Here is a 14914-nt window from a genome sequence, read left to right as displayed (position 1 = left end):
GTTCGGCTAACCGTTCCCCTTGCCGGGCCGGTAGGGGACTTGCACCCCCAAGTCATCCCCTCGCCACCACAGCTCGGGAAATAGCGCCAGTCACGGCGCTACGCGCCATGCCTGGCGCACCACCATTAACCCGACAATCCTAATTGCCGGGTTAATAATTGCCGGGCTGATAACTGCATCAATTCACCCCGCCGCCACCGGCGCAAAGAACACCGGCACACCAATGCAGGGTGCCCACCCTCCACCGCCCGGCATGTTCCCCACGGTTCAAACCCGCCTCAGCCCACCCGCTTCAGCGGCACAAATTCATGGGTTTCCACCCCTTCGCTGGCGCGTTCGGCCCAGGGATCCTTTTGCACGTATTTTTGCGACTCCAGGAAGCGGGCGTGCAAGGCCTTGCGCCTGCCGTCGTCATCAACGATTTGTTGCCTGACATAGGACAAACCCACCCGCTCTATCCAGGGCGCGGTCCGCTCCAGGTACTGGGCTTGTTCGCGGTACAATTGAATGAAGGCACAACAGTACTCCGCCACTTCTTCGGTGGTCGCCACCTTGGTCAGCAGATCAGTCGCCCGCACTTTGACACCGCCATTGCCGGCCACGTGCAGCTCGTAACCAGACTCCACACAGACCACGCCAAAATCCTTGATGGTGGCTTCGGCGCAGTTCCGCGGGCAGCCGGACACGGCCATCTTGAACTTGTGGGGCATCCACGACCCCCAGGTGAGTTTTTCCAGACTGATACCCAAAGCCACCGAGGCCTGGGTACCGAAGCGGCACCACTCGGAACCGACGCAGGTTTTCACGGTGCGCAGCGATTTGCCGTAGGCATGACCAGAGACCATGCCGGCCTTGTTGAGATCAGCCCACACCCCGGGTAAATCTTCTTTTTTCACCCCCAGCAAGTCGATGCGCTGCCCACCGGTCACCTTTACCGTGGGAATGTTGTACTTGTCCGCCACGTCGGCGATGGCGCGCAATTCATCAGGATTGGTGATCCCCCCCCACATGCGCGGCACCACGGAATAGGTGCCGTCTTTTTGAATGTTGGCGTGGGCCCGCTCATTGATGTAACGGGACTGGGGGTCATCCCTGGCCTCGGCGGGCCAGGCGGCAATGACGTAGTAGTTGAGAGCGGGGCGGCACACATGACAACCGTCCGGCGTGCGCCACTCAAAGAAGTCGCGTACGGCTTTGATGCTGGTCAGATGATGCCTGACGATGCCTTGGCGCACTTCTTCGTGGGTATGGTCGGTGCACTTGCACAGAGGCTTGGCCTTGGCGGCGGCAGAGTAATCACCCACCGTAGCCGCCAACAGCTGCTCCACCAGACCGGTACAGGAACCGCAGGACGCCGAGGCCTTGGTGTGAGACCGGACATCGTCGAGGGTGAACAAGCCCTTGCTGGTGATGGCTTTGACGATGCTGCCCTTGCACACGCCGTTGCAGCCGCACACTTCGGCATCGTCGGACAAGGCCGCGGCGGCATTGCTGCCACCATGACCGGAATCGCCGATGTGATGCTGACCGAACAGCAAGGCTTCGCGGAAATCAGACACGTCCGTGCCATCACGCATCAACTGGAAGTACCAGGCGCCATCCACCGTGTCGCCGTACAACACCGCCCCCTGCACCGTATTGTTTTTGAGTACCAGCTTTTTGTAGATGCCCTGGGCCGGATCCTTGAACACCATGTCTTCGGTATCCCCGCCACCCAGAAAATCGCCGGCGGAAAAGAGATCGATACCGGTCACTTTGAGCTTGGTGGACGTCACCGAGCCTTCGTAGCGGGAGTACCCCAGACCGGCCAGATGATTGGCGCATACCTTGGCCTGTTCAAACAAGGGCGCCACCAGACCATAGGTCTGACCGCGATGTTGCACGCACTCACCCAGGGCATAGATGCGCGGATCGAAGGTTTGCATGGTGTCATTCACCACGATGCCGCGCTCGCAATAAAGACCGGCTTTTTGCGCCAGCTCGATGTTGGGGCGTATGCCCACCGCCATCACCACCAGATCGGCGGGGATCTCCAAACCGTCCTTGAAACGCACGCCGCGCACCCGCTCATCACCCAGGACGGCTTCGGTTTGGGCTTCCATCAGGAAGTTGAGGCCGCGCTCTTCCAGGGACGCCTTGAGCAGGGCGGCCGCAGGCTTGTCCAGCTGCCGTTCCATCAGGCTGTCCAGCAGGTGAACCACGGTCACGTCCATGCCCTGCTTCAACAAACCGTTGGCGGCCTCCAGTCCCAGCAGGCCGCCGCCGATGACCACGGCGCGCTTCTGGCTGCGCGAGGCGGCCAGCATGGTGTTGACGTCGTGGATATCGCGGAAAGAAACAACGCCCGCAAGATCGCTGCCAGGCACAGGGATAATAAACGGCCGGGACCCGGTGGCCAGCAGCAGGCGGTCATAGTCCGCAACGGTGCCGTCGTCAGCCACGACCTTGCGCCTGGCGCGGTTGATTTCGGTAATGGTTTTACCCTTGTGCAGGGTGATGCCATGGTCGACATACCATTGCTCGTCGTTGAGCATGATGTCGTCAATGGTTTTCTCCCCAGCCAAAACAGGGGACAGTAAAATCCGGTTGTAGTTGCCGTAGGGCTCGGCGCCGAACACGGTGATGTCGTACATGCCCTGCTCCAGCGCCAACAGTTCTTCCAGCGCCCGCACACCTGCCATGCCGTTGCCGATCAAGACCAACTTCTCTTTTTTGGTCATTCCCATACCTCGAGTTTTCCAGCCGACTTCCAAAAACACCCGAAGCGCTGGCAACATTCATGCCACAAGAAAAAATCCGGCGCAGTCAGCTAACTTCCTATATTAAGACGCAATTTTTTCGGCCTGGCCGGGCATAGCACGCCCTGAAGCCACGGTCAGGCGCACCAAATCAACACAGCGGCCGTTTCAGCGGGGCGATTTTGGTGCATCCGTGTACGCGGCTGGACAGGGTGCCAACGCCGTGGCATTGTTCCGATTGCCACCGAGCCGTATTCCGCTCTTGCCAGAACATCCCCCTGCGAACCCAAGGCCAGCGCGGTCATCCATCTCCAGGGGAGAAATGCGGGCTGATTGGCTGACCGGGTGTCGGACAGACAAGGAAAGGGTGATCCGGTATGGGCGCTGTTTGGATATTTCGCCACATTGCGTGCGAGGGGCCGGGCTACCTGGGTCGGATACTCGCGGACAATAACATCCCCTGCCGCCTGATCGCCGTCGATCAGGGGGAGACCGTCCCCGGCTCAGTGGAGGGCAGCAGCGGGTTGGTGTTCATGGGCGGCCCCATGAGTGTGAACGACCCCCTGCCCTGGATCGAGGCAGAGCTGAAGCTGATCCGCATTGCCCGCGACAAAGGGCTCCCCGTTTTGGGGCATTGCCTGGGCGGTCAGCTCATCGCCAAGGCCCTGGGCGCAGCGGTACGCCCCAACCCGGTGAAGGAAATCGGCTGGCATGAGGTCAGTTCAGTGGCCGGGCACCCTTACCTCCAGAACATTCCAGACCGGTTCACCGCCTTTCACTGGCACGGCGAAACCTTCGACCTGCCCGCCGGCGCCACCCGCCTGCTCACCAGCCGCTGGTGCCCCAACCAGGCTTTCGCCCTGGAGCAGATGCTGGCCTTTCAATGCCACGTGGAGATGACGGAGGAAATGGTGCCGGAATGGGCCGCATTGTATGCCGGCGAGCTGGCCTCGCCATCACCCAGTGTGCAAAGCCGGGCGGCAATGATGCAGGATTTGCCCCGCCGTATCAGTCTGCTGCAAAAGACAGCAGCGGCCTTTTACGCCAACTGGTTGGCGGACGTGGCAGGAACCTGAACCGACTCCAGGGATGCCAACTCTTCCAGCGTATTGAGGTTCACAAACGCCCTGGGATCAGGAAAATCCACGAAAGCCACCGCGCACCTGGACCACCAGTCCACCACTTTCTTAAACCCCGCTTCCACATCCTGATACAAAGGCCCCGCCAGGGAGCGCGTCATCAAAGCACAAAGATGATGCACCTGGCCGCCGGCCCGGGCCACTGCCACTTCGGCATCGTTGGCGGTGAGCCCCTCACCCAGGCGGGCGAGCAGATCGGCGGGAAGGCAGGGCGTGTCGCAAGGCACCACCAGGGCGTAATCGGTGTTCGCGATATCCAGGGCACTGGCCAGCCCCGCCAGGGGACCGCGGTAGTCCGACCAACGGTCGGCCACCACCGAATAGCCCAGAGCGGCATAGCGCCCGTGCTCACGGTTGGCGCTGACCACCACCCGCCCCACTTGGGGCTCCAGCACCGCGGCCACATGGGCCACCAGCGGCCGGCCGTGAAAGAGCACCAGCCCCTTGTCCACACCACCCATGCGCTTGCCCCGCCCGCCGGCGAGGACAATGCCAGTGACGTTGTCGCGGGAAATCGTTGCGGCGTGCAAAAAAACTAGCTCCCTTTGAGCCGCGGCATCAGCCTGACGAAATTACACGGCCGGGTGCCGGCGTCAAGCTGGGACTCCAAAATGGCATCCCAGGCCAGACGGCAGGCGGCGGTGGAGCCGGGAATACAAAAAATATACGTGCCGTTGGCCATGCCGGCCACTACTCTGGACTGGATGGTGGAAGCGCCGATTTCCGCGAAAGACAGCTGGCGGAACAATTCGCCGAAGCCCCGGATTTCTTTGTCCAGCAGTGGCAGCACGGCTTCCGGCGTACAATCCCGGTGGGTCAGCCCCGTGCCACCGGTGACAATCACCACTTGCACGTCGTCATCGGCGATCCATTTGGAAAGCAGGGCCCGGATACGGTAAATGTCGTCGGGCAAAATCCGTTTGTCGGCCAGCCGGTGGCCCTTGGTGACAATGCGGTCGGCCAACAATCGACCCGAGGCGTCGGTGTCCTCCACCCGCGTATCGGACACCGTGAGCAGCGCGATATCAAGCGCCCGGGCACTCGCCGTTTCATCTTGGGTATGATGATGCTTCACACAGATCCCCGCAGCTTCACACGGTTCCATTTTATTGGCCCGCAGCACCGCTCACAAGCGGGCATTGCCGGTAATGCCCTGACGCCGGGGCGCTGCGGACGGGGCGACGACAGCCTTTACGCGCGGGTTTCGGCCCTGTAGGGTGCGGCAAACGAGCCACTGAGCCTCACTGGACATGTCAACAAAACTCGCCCTCAGTGCCGGCCAATACAGCGCAAAAGGCATCAAGCCCCGCAACGAAGACGCCTGCGGCATCCGCATGCCCGAAGACGCCTCCCTGGTCACCAAGGGCATCGCCACCGTTGTCGCCGACGGCGTCAGCGGCAGCGAAGGGGGCCGGGCGGCGGCGGAAACCTGTGTGCAGGGCTTTTTGAGCGACTACTACAGCACCCCGGATTCCTGGACAGTCAAGCATTCGGGACAGCGGGTGCTCACCGCCCTCAACCGCTGGCTCCACAGCGAGGGGCTGCGGCGTTACGCCCAGGACTACTGCATGCTGAGCACCTTCAGCGCCCTGGTATTCAAATCCACCACCGCCCACCTTTTTCATGTGGGCGATACCCGCGTTCACCGCATCCGCGGCGGCGAACTGGAATGCCTGACCCGCGACCATCAAATCTGGGCCAAGGGAGAAAAGGCGTTTTTAAGCCGGGCCATGGGCGCAGACATGACAGTGGATATCGACTACCAGGCCCTGCCGTTGGAAGTGGGGGATACCTTTGTGCTCACCACCGACGGCGTGCACGACTACCTGGGCGACAAGGAACTGCTGCATCTCACAGCCGAGCACGGCAACACTCCCGAACGCGCTGCAAGAGCACTGGTCAGCCGTGCCCTGGAACGCGGCAGCCACGACAACGCCACCTGCCAGATCCTGCATGTGGAGCAGCTCCCCGCGCAAAACGAGAACGAATTCTTTCAGCGGCTGACCGAGTTGCCTTTCCCGCCCCCGCTCACCGTGGACAGCGTGCTGGACGGCTACCGCATCCTCAGGGAAATCCACGCCAGCGCACGCACCCAGGTGTATCTGGCGCTGGATACGGATGCCGGCCAGCACGTCGTGATCAAAACGCCGTCGGTCAATTACGAAGACAATCCCGAATACATCGATGCCTTCCTCCACGAAGAATGGGCCGGCCGCCGCATCAACAACCCCCATGTACTGAAAGTCATCGACCCCAGGCAGCGGCGGCGTTTTCTTTACTATGTCACCGAATATGTCAAAGGGCAGACCCTGCGCCAATGGATGAACGACCATCCAGATCCCCCGCTCAGCGACGTGCGCGCGCTGGTGACGCAGATCATCGCCGGCGTGCGGGCCTTCCAGCGGCAGGAGATGGTGCACCGCGATCTCAAACCCGAAAACATCATGATCGACCAGCACGGCACGGTGAAGATCGTGGACTTCGGGTCCGTAAAAATTGCCGGTCTCGAGGAGATTGCCGCCCCCATTGAACGCAACACTGTTCTGGGCACCCTGAGCTACGCGGCACCGGAATATTTCAGCGGCCACAGCGGCAGCCACATCTCCGATTTATACTCCGTCGCCGTCATCACCTACGAAATGCTCACCGGACACCTGCCCTATGGCGGCGCCCTGTCGCCGCGTAACATCAAGCGGGTGGAATACACCCCAGCCCGGCAGCACAACCCCAAAGTCCCCACCTGGGTGGACGGCGCCCTGCGCAAAGCCACCCAGCTCAATCCGGAACGCCGCTACCTGGCAATGTCGGAGTTTCTCCACGACTTGTCCCATCCCAATCCCGGCCTCGTGCGCACGGACCCCGTTCCTTTGCTGGAACGCAATCCCGTGGCCTTCTGGCGGGGCGCCGCCATTTTGCTCCTGCTTGCCAACCTGGCCCTGCTTTTTTACTTCAAGCGCTGAAATATTTTCTAAAGTTCCCCCAGCGGCGTCCGATGACCTGCACGTCAAGATAAATGTGACCTGCGTCACATCAGGAAACAGGACTCGAACTGTAACCAGGAGAAAGGAGCGCACAATGGCCTGCGACAGCACTTATAAACACGGGCTCCGCATACATGGTGCATATCTCCGCATGCTCGAAGAGGAACAAGCGCGCCGGGCGAAGGAAACCGCCACGGAACCGGCCGCAACACAACCGGCACGCCACGAGCGCCCGGAGGCCCCCCCGGTTCAGGACTTCGAACCTGCCTCCGCGGCATAACGGCCAGTTCGCCCAGGGATGACACTAGCCAAGGATGGCTGTATTTTTCCTCCCCCCTTACGTTGGTCCCTCCCACCCGGCACGGGCGCCGGCGACACAAACATTCGTTTCGTGCCACTATAATTGGCGCGATGCAAAAAACGTAGCACGGGACAGCCACCGCCACCCCGGCGGTCTTCCTGCACCGCCAGGCGGAGCAGCCGCGACAGCCCCACAATTTGTCTGGTTTGGAATCCGGCGAAATACCGTTATACTGCCGGTGGTTCTGGCGCTCCGCCGCGTGATGTGTGCTTGCACAACGGCGGTCCCGATTATTGGAGGCTACACTCAAGATGAGCATTTACAAGGTAAAAACGGCTAAAGAACTCTACCCCGTCAAAGACATCATTTTTGCCGTAACGGGCATCGCCTGCGCCATCGTCGCGGGTATTTTCGTCGCCAACTTCGTGACGTCTTTCGCGGGCATCTAAGCCGTTCCCGCCGGCCCGCCGGCGTCGAACAGCAAAAAACAGGGGCACCCGGCGTGCCCCTGTTTTTTGCTGGACGCCCCCTTTGCTTTTCTCTGTCCTGTAAGCAACAAGCAATATGGCTGTCCGGCATAGGCGCGGCGCAGGACAGACCCGGCGGCGATGCGGCCAGGGCACCCGGCATTGATCACCGTCCAGACCCGGTGGCCAGGGTCCGGGCCTGCTCCAAGGCACCCCCCGCGGTGTTTGCGGCCGCCAGCTCGTAACCGTCCTGTTTGATAATGTCGCGGGCGGCGTCGCTTTCCAGGTAAGCCATGAAGGCCCGCGCCGCAGGATTGTCTTGCGCCCTTTTGAGCAACACGGCTTGTTGCCGCAACGGTGCGTGCAGCGTGGGCGGCACCAGCCAGTGGAATCCCCCGCCCCCCCCCTTTCGCCATTGGGCCAGGGATACCAGGCCGGCCCCGGCATTGCCGGTTGCCACATACTGATACGCCTGAGCGACATTTTCCCCCCGCACCACTTTGGCACGCAGGCTGGACCACAGCCCCAGGCGGTGCAACACACTCACGGCCGCTTCACCGTAGGGCGCCGTGCGGGGGTTGGCGATGGCGATGTATTCAAGCGACCGGACCACGGGCAAGGGACCCCGCTCATCGACCACCCGCCGCCTGGGACTCCACAACACCAGGCGGCCGATGGCGTAAGTGAAACGGCTGCCTGCCACGCCCTGGGAGGACGCCTCGATCAGGCGCGGACGTTTTTCATCAGCAGCCAGAAAAACATCATAGGGCGCACCATGCCGGATTTGGGCATACAGCCTGCCGGTAGAACCACTGCTGATGCGCAGACGGTCACCGCTGCGGATTTGAAAGTCCCGGGCCAGGCGCTCCAGCGTGGCGATGAAGTTGGATGCCACCGCCACCGTCACCTCCCCGCCTGAAGCCGCCGGGGGCGCAGCCAACGCCATCAGCGCGAGCAAAACGCCTCCCCAACGGCGCGCGGTATTACCTGCCAGCCCAGTCAGCTGCCCATTCATAGCAAGGCCCTCTGTTGCGCGGCGGCGAATATCATACGCCCACGGCCCTCCGCCCGCTCACCACACCGTCACGGCCTTTTCGCTCTTGGCACTTGATCGCTGCCGCCGGCCTTTCAGTGAAAATCCCGCGCAGGGATGTCCAGCCGGCCGATCAGTGCCGTCAAATCCTGCAAGCGACCGGCGAGCAGGTGCAGCACGCCCTCTTCCTGCTGCACGGTGCCGCTGACCAGCAGCAGCTTGGATTGCAACAAAACCCGCCGCTGGGCATCGGCCACTTTGGCCCACACCACCACATTGACGTGGCCGGTTTCGTCTTCCAGGGTGACGAAGATAACGCCGGAGGCGGTGCCGGGACGTTGGCGGCCAATCACCAGGCCGGCGGCTTTGGTCAGGGCGCCGCTGGGCAGGCTGCGCAATTGCGCGGCAGTGCGGATACCGTGACGGGCCAGGCGGGAGCGGAGCAGAGCCAGGGGGTGGCGGCGCAGGCTGAAACCGCAGGCGGCATAGTCGGCGACAATATCTTCCCCCTCGCTGGGTCTGCGCAGCAGGACCGCGGCTTCCTGAAAGCGGGGGGATTCGAACAGGGGCAGCGGCTGTTCAACGCCGCTGGCCTGCCAGTGGGCCCGGTGGCGGTCGCCGGCCAGACCTTTGAGGGCATCGGCAGCGGCCAGGGCTTCCATGTCGGCCCGGCTTAAGCGGGCGCGGCCGGCCAAGTCCTGGACATGTTCAAAGGGACAGTCGCGGCGCGCCCGGGGAATGCGTGCCATCCCGGCTTGGGAGAGGCCTTTGACCAGGCAGAGGCCCAAGCGCAGGGCCGGTGGCCGCGACAGCGGTGCCGGCGGGCCGGGGGCAACCAGCGTGCAATCCTCTTCGCTGTGGCACACATCCACCGGCAACACCTCAACACCGTGGCGGCGGGCATCCTGCACCAGTTGCGCCGGGCGGTAAAAACCCATGGGCTGGCTGTTGAGCAAGGCGCAGGTAAAAGCAGCGGGATGGTGGTGTTTCAGCCATGCCGAGGCGTAGGCCAGCAGGGCAAAACTGGCGGCATGGGATTCGGGAAAGCCGTAGTCGCCAAAACCGCGAATCTGCCTGAAAATCTGTTGGGCGAAAGCCGCGGAATAGCCGCGCGCGGTCATGCCCTGCATGAGTTTGCGTTCAAATTTTTCCAGCCCGCCCCGACGCTTCCAGGCGGCCATGGCGCGGCGCAGTTGATCAGCCTCACCGGCGCTGAAGCCGGCGGCCACCATGGCCAGTTGCATCACCTGTTCCTGAAAAATGGGCACCCCCAGGGTGCGCGACAACACCCCTTCCACCTCTTTGCTGGGATAGCGGACCGGCTCGCGGCCGCTGCGGCGCGCCAGGTAAGGATGCACCATCTCTCCCTGGATGGGTCCCGGCCGGACGATGGCGATCTGGATCACCAAATCATAGTAACAGCGGGGTTTGAGACGCGGCAGCATGGACATCTGCGCCCGGGATTCGATCTGAAACACGCCGATGGTGTCGGCCTTTTGGATCATGTCATAGACGGCAGGATCCTCCGGCGGAATGTCGGCCAGGGTCAGCGGGCGCGGCCGGCCGGCGCTGAGATAATGCAGCGCCTTGCGGATAGCGCTCAGCATGCCCAGGGCCAGCACATCCACCTTGAGCAGGCCCAGCGCTTCCAGATCGTCCTTTTCCCATTGAATAACGGTGCGCTCCGCCATGGCGGCGTTTTCGATGGGCACCAGTTCACTGAGCCGGCCGGCGGCGATGACGAAGCCGCCCACATGCTGGGAAAGGTGGCGGGGAAAGCCGATGAGGGTATCCACCAACACGGCAAGCCGTTTCAGGACGGGACTGCCGGCGGCAAAACCCAGCGCTTGCAGTTGTTGGGGTAAGAGGGGTTTGTCGTCCCACCAACGGTGGCTTTTGGCCAGACGGTCGATTTGATCGCGGCTGAGCCCCAAGGCCCTGCCCACATCGCGGATGGCGCTGCGGGGCCGGTAACGGATGACGGTGGCGGCCAGGGCGGCGCGCTCGCGGCCGTATTTTTGATAAATGTACTGGATGACTTCCTCGCGCCGCTCGTGCTCAAAATCCACATCGATATCCGGCGGCTCATTGCGCTCTTTGGAGATGAAACGTTCAAACAACAGCGCCATGCGGCCGGGATCGACCGCGGTAATCCCCAGGCAATAACAAATCGCCGAGTTGGCGGCGGAACCGCGGCCCTGGCACAAAATGCCCCGGCTGCGGGCAAAACGGACGATGTCGTAAACGGTAAGAAAATAGGGCTCGTAGCGGAGTTCTTTCACCAAGGCCAGTTCGCGGGCCACGCTACGCCGCACCTGGACCGGCGCACCCGCCGGCCAGCGGTGGCGCATGCCCTCCGCCACCAGCTGGGCGAGCCACTGATGCGCCGTGTATCCCCCGGGCACCAGTTCGCGGGGGTATTCATAACGCAGCTCCGCCAGGGAAAAGCGGCAGCGCCTGGCGATACGCACCGTCTCCGCCAACAGGGGGGGTGGATAAAGACGGGCGAGTGTTTCCAGGGGACGCAAATGGCGTTCGCCGTTGGCTTGCAGCCGCCCACCCAGCGCATGCAAAGGGATACCAAGGCGGATGGCGGTGAGGGTGTCTTGCAGCGCCCGCCGGCTGCGGCAGTGCATATAGACCCCGCCGGCGGCGCAGAGGGGAACGTGATGGGCCGCCCCCAGACGCCGCAACCGGCGCCAGCGCGCTGCCTCATCGCCCCGCAGCAGATGGTGCACGGCAATCCAGCTGCGCCCGGGGAAGTGGGCGGCCAGCCAGATCAGTTCATTGGCATCAATGGATTGGCCGGGCAGCCACAGGGCCAGACAAGCCTCCAGACCGTGGCCGGCCAGCTGCTGGCGATTGAGGCGGTAGCGGCCTTTGGCGGCATTGCGGCGGGCCAGGGTGATGAGGGATGAGAGCTGGCCGTAACCGGCCCGGCCGGTGGCCAGCAACACCAGGCGCAGGCCGTCGTCCAAGCGAAACTCACTGCCGATGATCAAATGGAGTTTGTGCTGTTGGGCTGCCAGGTGAGCGCGCACCACCCCGGCCAGGGAACACTCATCGGTGAGGCCCAGGGCGCGGTAGCCCAGGTGAGCGGCACGGGCCACCAGTTCTTCCGGGTGGGAAGCGCCGCGCAGAAAGGTGAAGTTGCTGAGGCAGTGGAGTTCGGCGTAAGCAGGCATCGGACACCGGGCTTATTCATCAACGGCGTATACAACGGCCGGGACGCCCGCCCGCAGTGGTTTTATGGGGGCTACCAACATTGCTCAGCCAAACAGGCCGTGGACATACCATCCCCCGCCGCGCAGATCACGAAACAGCCACAAGCACCGCCCCTGAGGGTCACGGGCGTGGTAATAGTCCCGCCGGCTGTCGGCGCCGTCCCACCAACCGCCCTCGATGCGTTCAACGTCCCCCTGAAGGCGCAAACCGGCTATGCCTGACAGGCGCTGCGGCTGGCGCAGCAGCCACAAGGGCCGCCGGGCCGGTGATCCTGAGCATGGCGGTGAACCGGCAGGCGGACAGTAACGCCAGGCGTGTTCAGGGCGATGGTCGGCGACAGTTTGCAGGCCGCAAATGGCGTCTGCGCCGAGACGCGCCTGCAATTGGTCCAACAACTGCTGCCATTCTGCGTCCCCTTCCTCCTGCTCAGCGTGGCCGAACAGAGCGCGGCGGCCAGGAGTGTAGGCATGCAGTGCACCGGCAGCAAGACGCAGCCTGATGACGGGGGCGGCAAGCCGCACTGACTTGAGGCGCTCCTCGATCAGTTTGCGCCAGTCGTCACGGTGGCGGCTGCCGCAGCGGGCGCCGATGGTGAGGCGGCTGGGCGGCCGCCGCCAATGATAGAGCGTCAATTGCAAAGTGCTCACGGCGGCATCCCGGGCTTGCAGAAAGTCGCACAGCCCGTGCAACAGGTGGTCTGCGGCCGGAAGGATAAGGCCGGTATCGCGCACCTCCAGGGGAAGGTCCACCACCGCCGCGTAGCGGGGGGGTGTCACCCAGGCCTGCCGGGGCTCCAGGCAGCGGCCCAGCAGGCGGTCGAGGTAAGCGGTCAACTCAGCGCCGAAACGGCGCGCCAGATCATCATGAGGCAGGCGCCACAGATCACGCAGCAGGCGTACGCCGGTTTTACCCAGGCGTGACAACGTGCGCGGCGCCAATGGCAGCGCCCTGACCGGCACGCCGCCCAATACCGCACGCAGGGCCTCCGGCTCGGTAACGGCCGGGATGCCGCCCCGCTCACTCAATAGCAAGGCGGCTTGCGGGGTGGGGGCGATGGCACTGCTGAAACAATGGTGGCGGTGGCCCAGTGCTTCCCGGACCCGCCGATGCAAGGCTTCCACCCCACCGAACAAACTCAGGCTGCCGGCGATCTCCAGCAACAGCGCCCGGGGCGGCTGCACGCTCACCCAGGAGGTGAATTGTCCGGCCCACTGAGCCAGCGCGGCCAGGCCATGCTGTTCAGCCGGAACATCGCGCTCCATGACCCGCAACTCAGGACACAAGGCGCAGGCCGCCGCCACGGTCATCCCCGCCGTCACGCCCTGTTGCGCCGCAGCACAGGTGGCGGTATGAATGAGGCGGCGGCCACCCACCTCCTCCATCACCGCCAGCGGCCCGCCCAGACCCTCTGCGGCCACTGCCTCCACCGCCAGTTGCGGAAAAACAATGGCCAGCCACAGCGCATCAAGCCGTGCACCGGGGTGTATATCGCCGGTAAGGCTCTCACCCGGAAACGGCAAAGCCAACGGCAAGACGGCGGTAAACCTGGCCATGGGCACGACTACTGCGCGGGCCAGTGCAGCGCTATGTCATCTCTGGCATACCCCCCGCGGGCCTTCAACAGCCGCACCCGCAGCCCTTCCTTCAGGGGCCCCAGCTGCAGCCGCAACGGCGCCGGTGACGGCCCCCGGTCCCGCGTGGCAAACACCACGCCCACACTGTTTCCCGCCTCTGCCGCCAGTTGCAAACGGCGCATCTGGCTGTGGCCGGGCTGGGGCGGCCAGGCCAACACCATGCCGGTACCGGCGGCGCGCAAGGCTTTTTCCATGCTCCACAGCACCTCCCGGTCGCGTTTGGGCTCGACCAGCAACACCCGGCCCAGGTCAAGCCCCAAACCCGCCAGCGCCGGCGCGTAAGGCACATAAGGCGGCATCACCCACACCAGCCAGCCACCCTGGCGCTGTACGGTCAGCATCAGCGGCACCAGCAGGCGCAGCTCACCCATGCCCCAGGCCGGCACCACGATCTCCATCACCCCCCGCCGCGGCCAGCCGCCGCCGGGCAAAGCCGCATCCAGGGACGCAAAGCCAGTGGCAACCGTGGCCAGCGCCGAATCACGGCGCACCGCCCCCCGCCACAGCAGGGGGGTGCTGCGTAGCAGGCGCTCCAGCGCGGCGTTCATGGCTTATACATCGCGGATGACCCCGACCACCCGCCCCTCGATGCACAAAGACTCGCGGGCCAGATCCACTTCAATGGGGCTGAAATCAGGATTGGCCGGCTCCAGCAGCGCACGGGAACCGCTCATCCGCCAATATTTGACTGTCACTTCATCGTCCAGCCGCGCCACCACAATCTGGCCGTTGCGCACGTCCACCGTCCGGTGCACCGCCACCAGGTCACCGTCGAGAATGCCCGCATCCCGCATGCTCATGCCACGCACCCGCAGAAGATAATGGGCCTTGGGCCTGAACTGGCCGGGACCCAGGGGACGGTAGGCCTCGATGTGTTGCTCAGCCAGAATGGGACTGCCGGCCGCCACCCGGCCGACGATGGGCAGGCTGCCCGCGTCTTCCTCATCTTCCAGCAGGCGGATGCCGCGGGAGACGCCGGGGATCAACTCAATGGCGCCCTTGCGCGCCAGGGCCTGCAAATGACCGCGCACCCCATGGGCCGATTTCACCCCCAACGCCGCCGCCAGCTCGGCCACGGTGGGCGGCGCGCCGCGCAGGGCCAGCGCCTCGCGGATGAGATCAAGAATCTGCGCTTGTCGGGGGGTGAGGGCTTGCATACTGTTTAAATAAACACTGTTGTTTTGGCCAGTATAAGCGCACACGCCGGTGCTGGCAAGCCTTGCACGGCGCTGGCGTCTCCCCATTTTTTCACTTCATCGCCCCCAGCAATCCTGGCGCATCGGCGAACAGGTCGGGTTGTGGTGGTGCGAAGGCGGCTGTATGCCGTCTGCGCCGTAGCCAGGGATGGAAGATCACCTTGGCCATACTGAACAGGCGTTGCCAGCCGGCCAGCAGG

At 63.7% G+C, this 14914-nt stretch carries 10 protein-coding genes; 2 read left to right on the top strand and 8 right to left on the bottom strand.

All coding sequences use genetic code 11. From position 1 onward, the window contains the following. Positions 1–278: 278 nt before the first annotated feature. Positions 279–2726 carry an NAD(P)/FAD-dependent oxidoreductase gene (locus tag ENJ19_04110; GenBank protein HHM04913.1) on the bottom strand — a complete coding sequence of 816 codons (2448 nt, stop codon included), beginning with the start codon at positions 2724–2726 and terminating at the stop codon, positions 279–281. 389 nt (positions 2727–3115) lie between these two features. On the opposite strand from ENJ19_04110, the gene ENJ19_04105 reads away from it, so the two are divergent. Beyond that, positions 3116–3814: a type 1 glutamine amidotransferase gene (locus ENJ19_04105; GenBank protein ID HHM04912.1), complete on the top strand. Its 699-nt coding sequence runs from the start codon at positions 3116–3118 to the stop codon at positions 3812–3814. On the opposite strand, the gene mobA is transcribed toward ENJ19_04105, so the two are convergent. After that, positions 3778–4338 (bottom strand): molybdenum cofactor guanylyltransferase, encoded by a 561-nt coding sequence (gene mobA, locus ENJ19_04100; GenBank protein ID HHM04911.1) that lies wholly within the window; start codon positions 4336–4338, stop codon positions 3778–3780. The genes ENJ19_04105 and mobA overlap by 37 nt on opposite strands. 74 nt (positions 4339–4412) lie before the next feature. Further along, the gene (moaB, locus tag ENJ19_04095; GenBank protein ID HHM04910.1) at positions 4413–4982 is read right to left on the bottom strand and encodes a molybdenum cofactor biosynthesis protein B; all 570 of its coding nucleotides are present in this window, start codon (positions 4980–4982) and stop codon (positions 4413–4415) included. Between the two features lie 145 nt (positions 4983–5127). Between moaB and ENJ19_04090 the strand changes: the two genes are divergently transcribed. Continuing rightward, on the top strand, positions 5128–6837 hold the full coding sequence (locus tag ENJ19_04090) for a bifunctional protein-serine/threonine kinase/phosphatase (protein HHM04909.1): 1710 nt from the start codon (positions 5128–5130) through the stop codon (positions 6835–6837). Positions 6838–7792: 955 nt separating this feature from the next. On the opposite strand, the gene modA is transcribed toward ENJ19_04090, so the two are convergent. From modA to lexA, 5 genes are all read right to left on the bottom strand, one after another. Continuing rightward, positions 7793–8641 (bottom strand): molybdate ABC transporter substrate-binding protein, encoded by an 849-nt coding sequence (modA, locus tag ENJ19_04085; protein ID HHM04908.1) that lies wholly within the window; start codon positions 8639–8641, stop codon positions 7793–7795. A 113-nt stretch (positions 8642–8754) separates the two neighbouring features. Further along, on the bottom strand, positions 8755–11844 hold the full coding sequence (locus ENJ19_04080) for an error-prone DNA polymerase (GenBank protein ID HHM04907.1): 3090 nt from the start codon (positions 11842–11844) through the stop codon (positions 8755–8757). A gap of 84 nt (positions 11845–11928) precedes the next feature. Next, positions 11929–13437 carry a DNA polymerase Y family protein gene (locus ENJ19_04075; GenBank protein HHM04906.1) on the bottom strand — a complete coding sequence of 503 codons (1509 nt, stop codon included), beginning with the start codon at positions 13435–13437 and terminating at the stop codon, positions 11929–11931. A gap of 8 nt (positions 13438–13445) precedes the next feature. After that, the gene (gene imuA, locus ENJ19_04070) at positions 13446–14066 is read right to left on the bottom strand and encodes a translesion DNA synthesis-associated protein ImuA (protein ID HHM04905.1); all 621 of its coding nucleotides are present in this window, start codon (positions 14064–14066) and stop codon (positions 13446–13448) included. A gap of 3 nt (positions 14067–14069) precedes the next feature. Continuing rightward, positions 14070–14675, bottom strand: a complete 606-nt coding sequence (gene lexA, locus ENJ19_04065; GenBank protein HHM04904.1) for a transcriptional repressor LexA — start codon at positions 14673–14675, stop codon at positions 14070–14072. Between the last annotated feature and the right edge of the window lie 239 nt (positions 14676–14914).

It is taken from the genome of Gammaproteobacteria bacterium, assembly GCA_011375345.1.
Lineage (GTDB): Bacteria > Pseudomonadota > Gammaproteobacteria > DRLM01 > DRLM01 > DRLM01.
Note: the sequence above shows the minus strand (reverse complement) of the source record. Positions and strands in the feature narration are given on the sequence as shown.

What these genes read in the sequence shown, in the direction of transcription:
- ENJ19_04110 (HHM04913.1), bottom strand. Translation starts at nt 2,726, where the DNA reads ATGGGAATGACCAAAAAAGAGAAGTTGGTCTTGATCGGCAACGGCATG.
- modA (HHM04908.1), bottom strand. Translation starts at nt 8,641, where the DNA reads ATGAATGGGCAGCTGACTGGGCTGGCAGGTAATACCGCGCGCCGTTGG.
- imuA (HHM04905.1), bottom strand. Translation starts at nt 14,066, where the DNA reads ATGAACGCCGCGCTGGAGCGCCTGCTACGCAGCACCCCCCTGCTGTGG.
- moaB (HHM04910.1), bottom strand. Translation starts at nt 4,982, where the DNA reads ATGGAACCGTGTGAAGCTGCGGGGATCTGTGTGAAGCATCATCATACC.
- mobA (HHM04911.1), bottom strand. Translation starts at nt 4,338, where the DNA reads ATGGGTGGTGTGGACAAGGGGCTGGTGCTCTTTCACGGCCGGCCGCTG.
- lexA (HHM04904.1), bottom strand. Translation starts at nt 14,675, where the DNA reads ATGCAAGCCCTCACCCCCCGACAAGCGCAGATTCTTGATCTCATCCGC.
- ENJ19_04090 (HHM04909.1), top strand. Translation starts at nt 5,128, where the DNA reads ATGTCAACAAAACTCGCCCTCAGTGCCGGCCAATACAGCGCAAAAGGC.
- ENJ19_04105 (HHM04912.1), top strand. Translation starts at nt 3,116, where the DNA reads ATGGGCGCTGTTTGGATATTTCGCCACATTGCGTGCGAGGGGCCGGGC.
- ENJ19_04075 (HHM04906.1), bottom strand. Translation starts at nt 13,437, where the DNA reads ATGGCCAGGTTTACCGCCGTCTTGCCGTTGGCTTTGCCGTTTCCGGGT.
- ENJ19_04080 (HHM04907.1), bottom strand. Translation starts at nt 11,844, where the DNA reads ATGCCTGCTTACGCCGAACTCCACTGCCTCAGCAACTTCACCTTTCTG.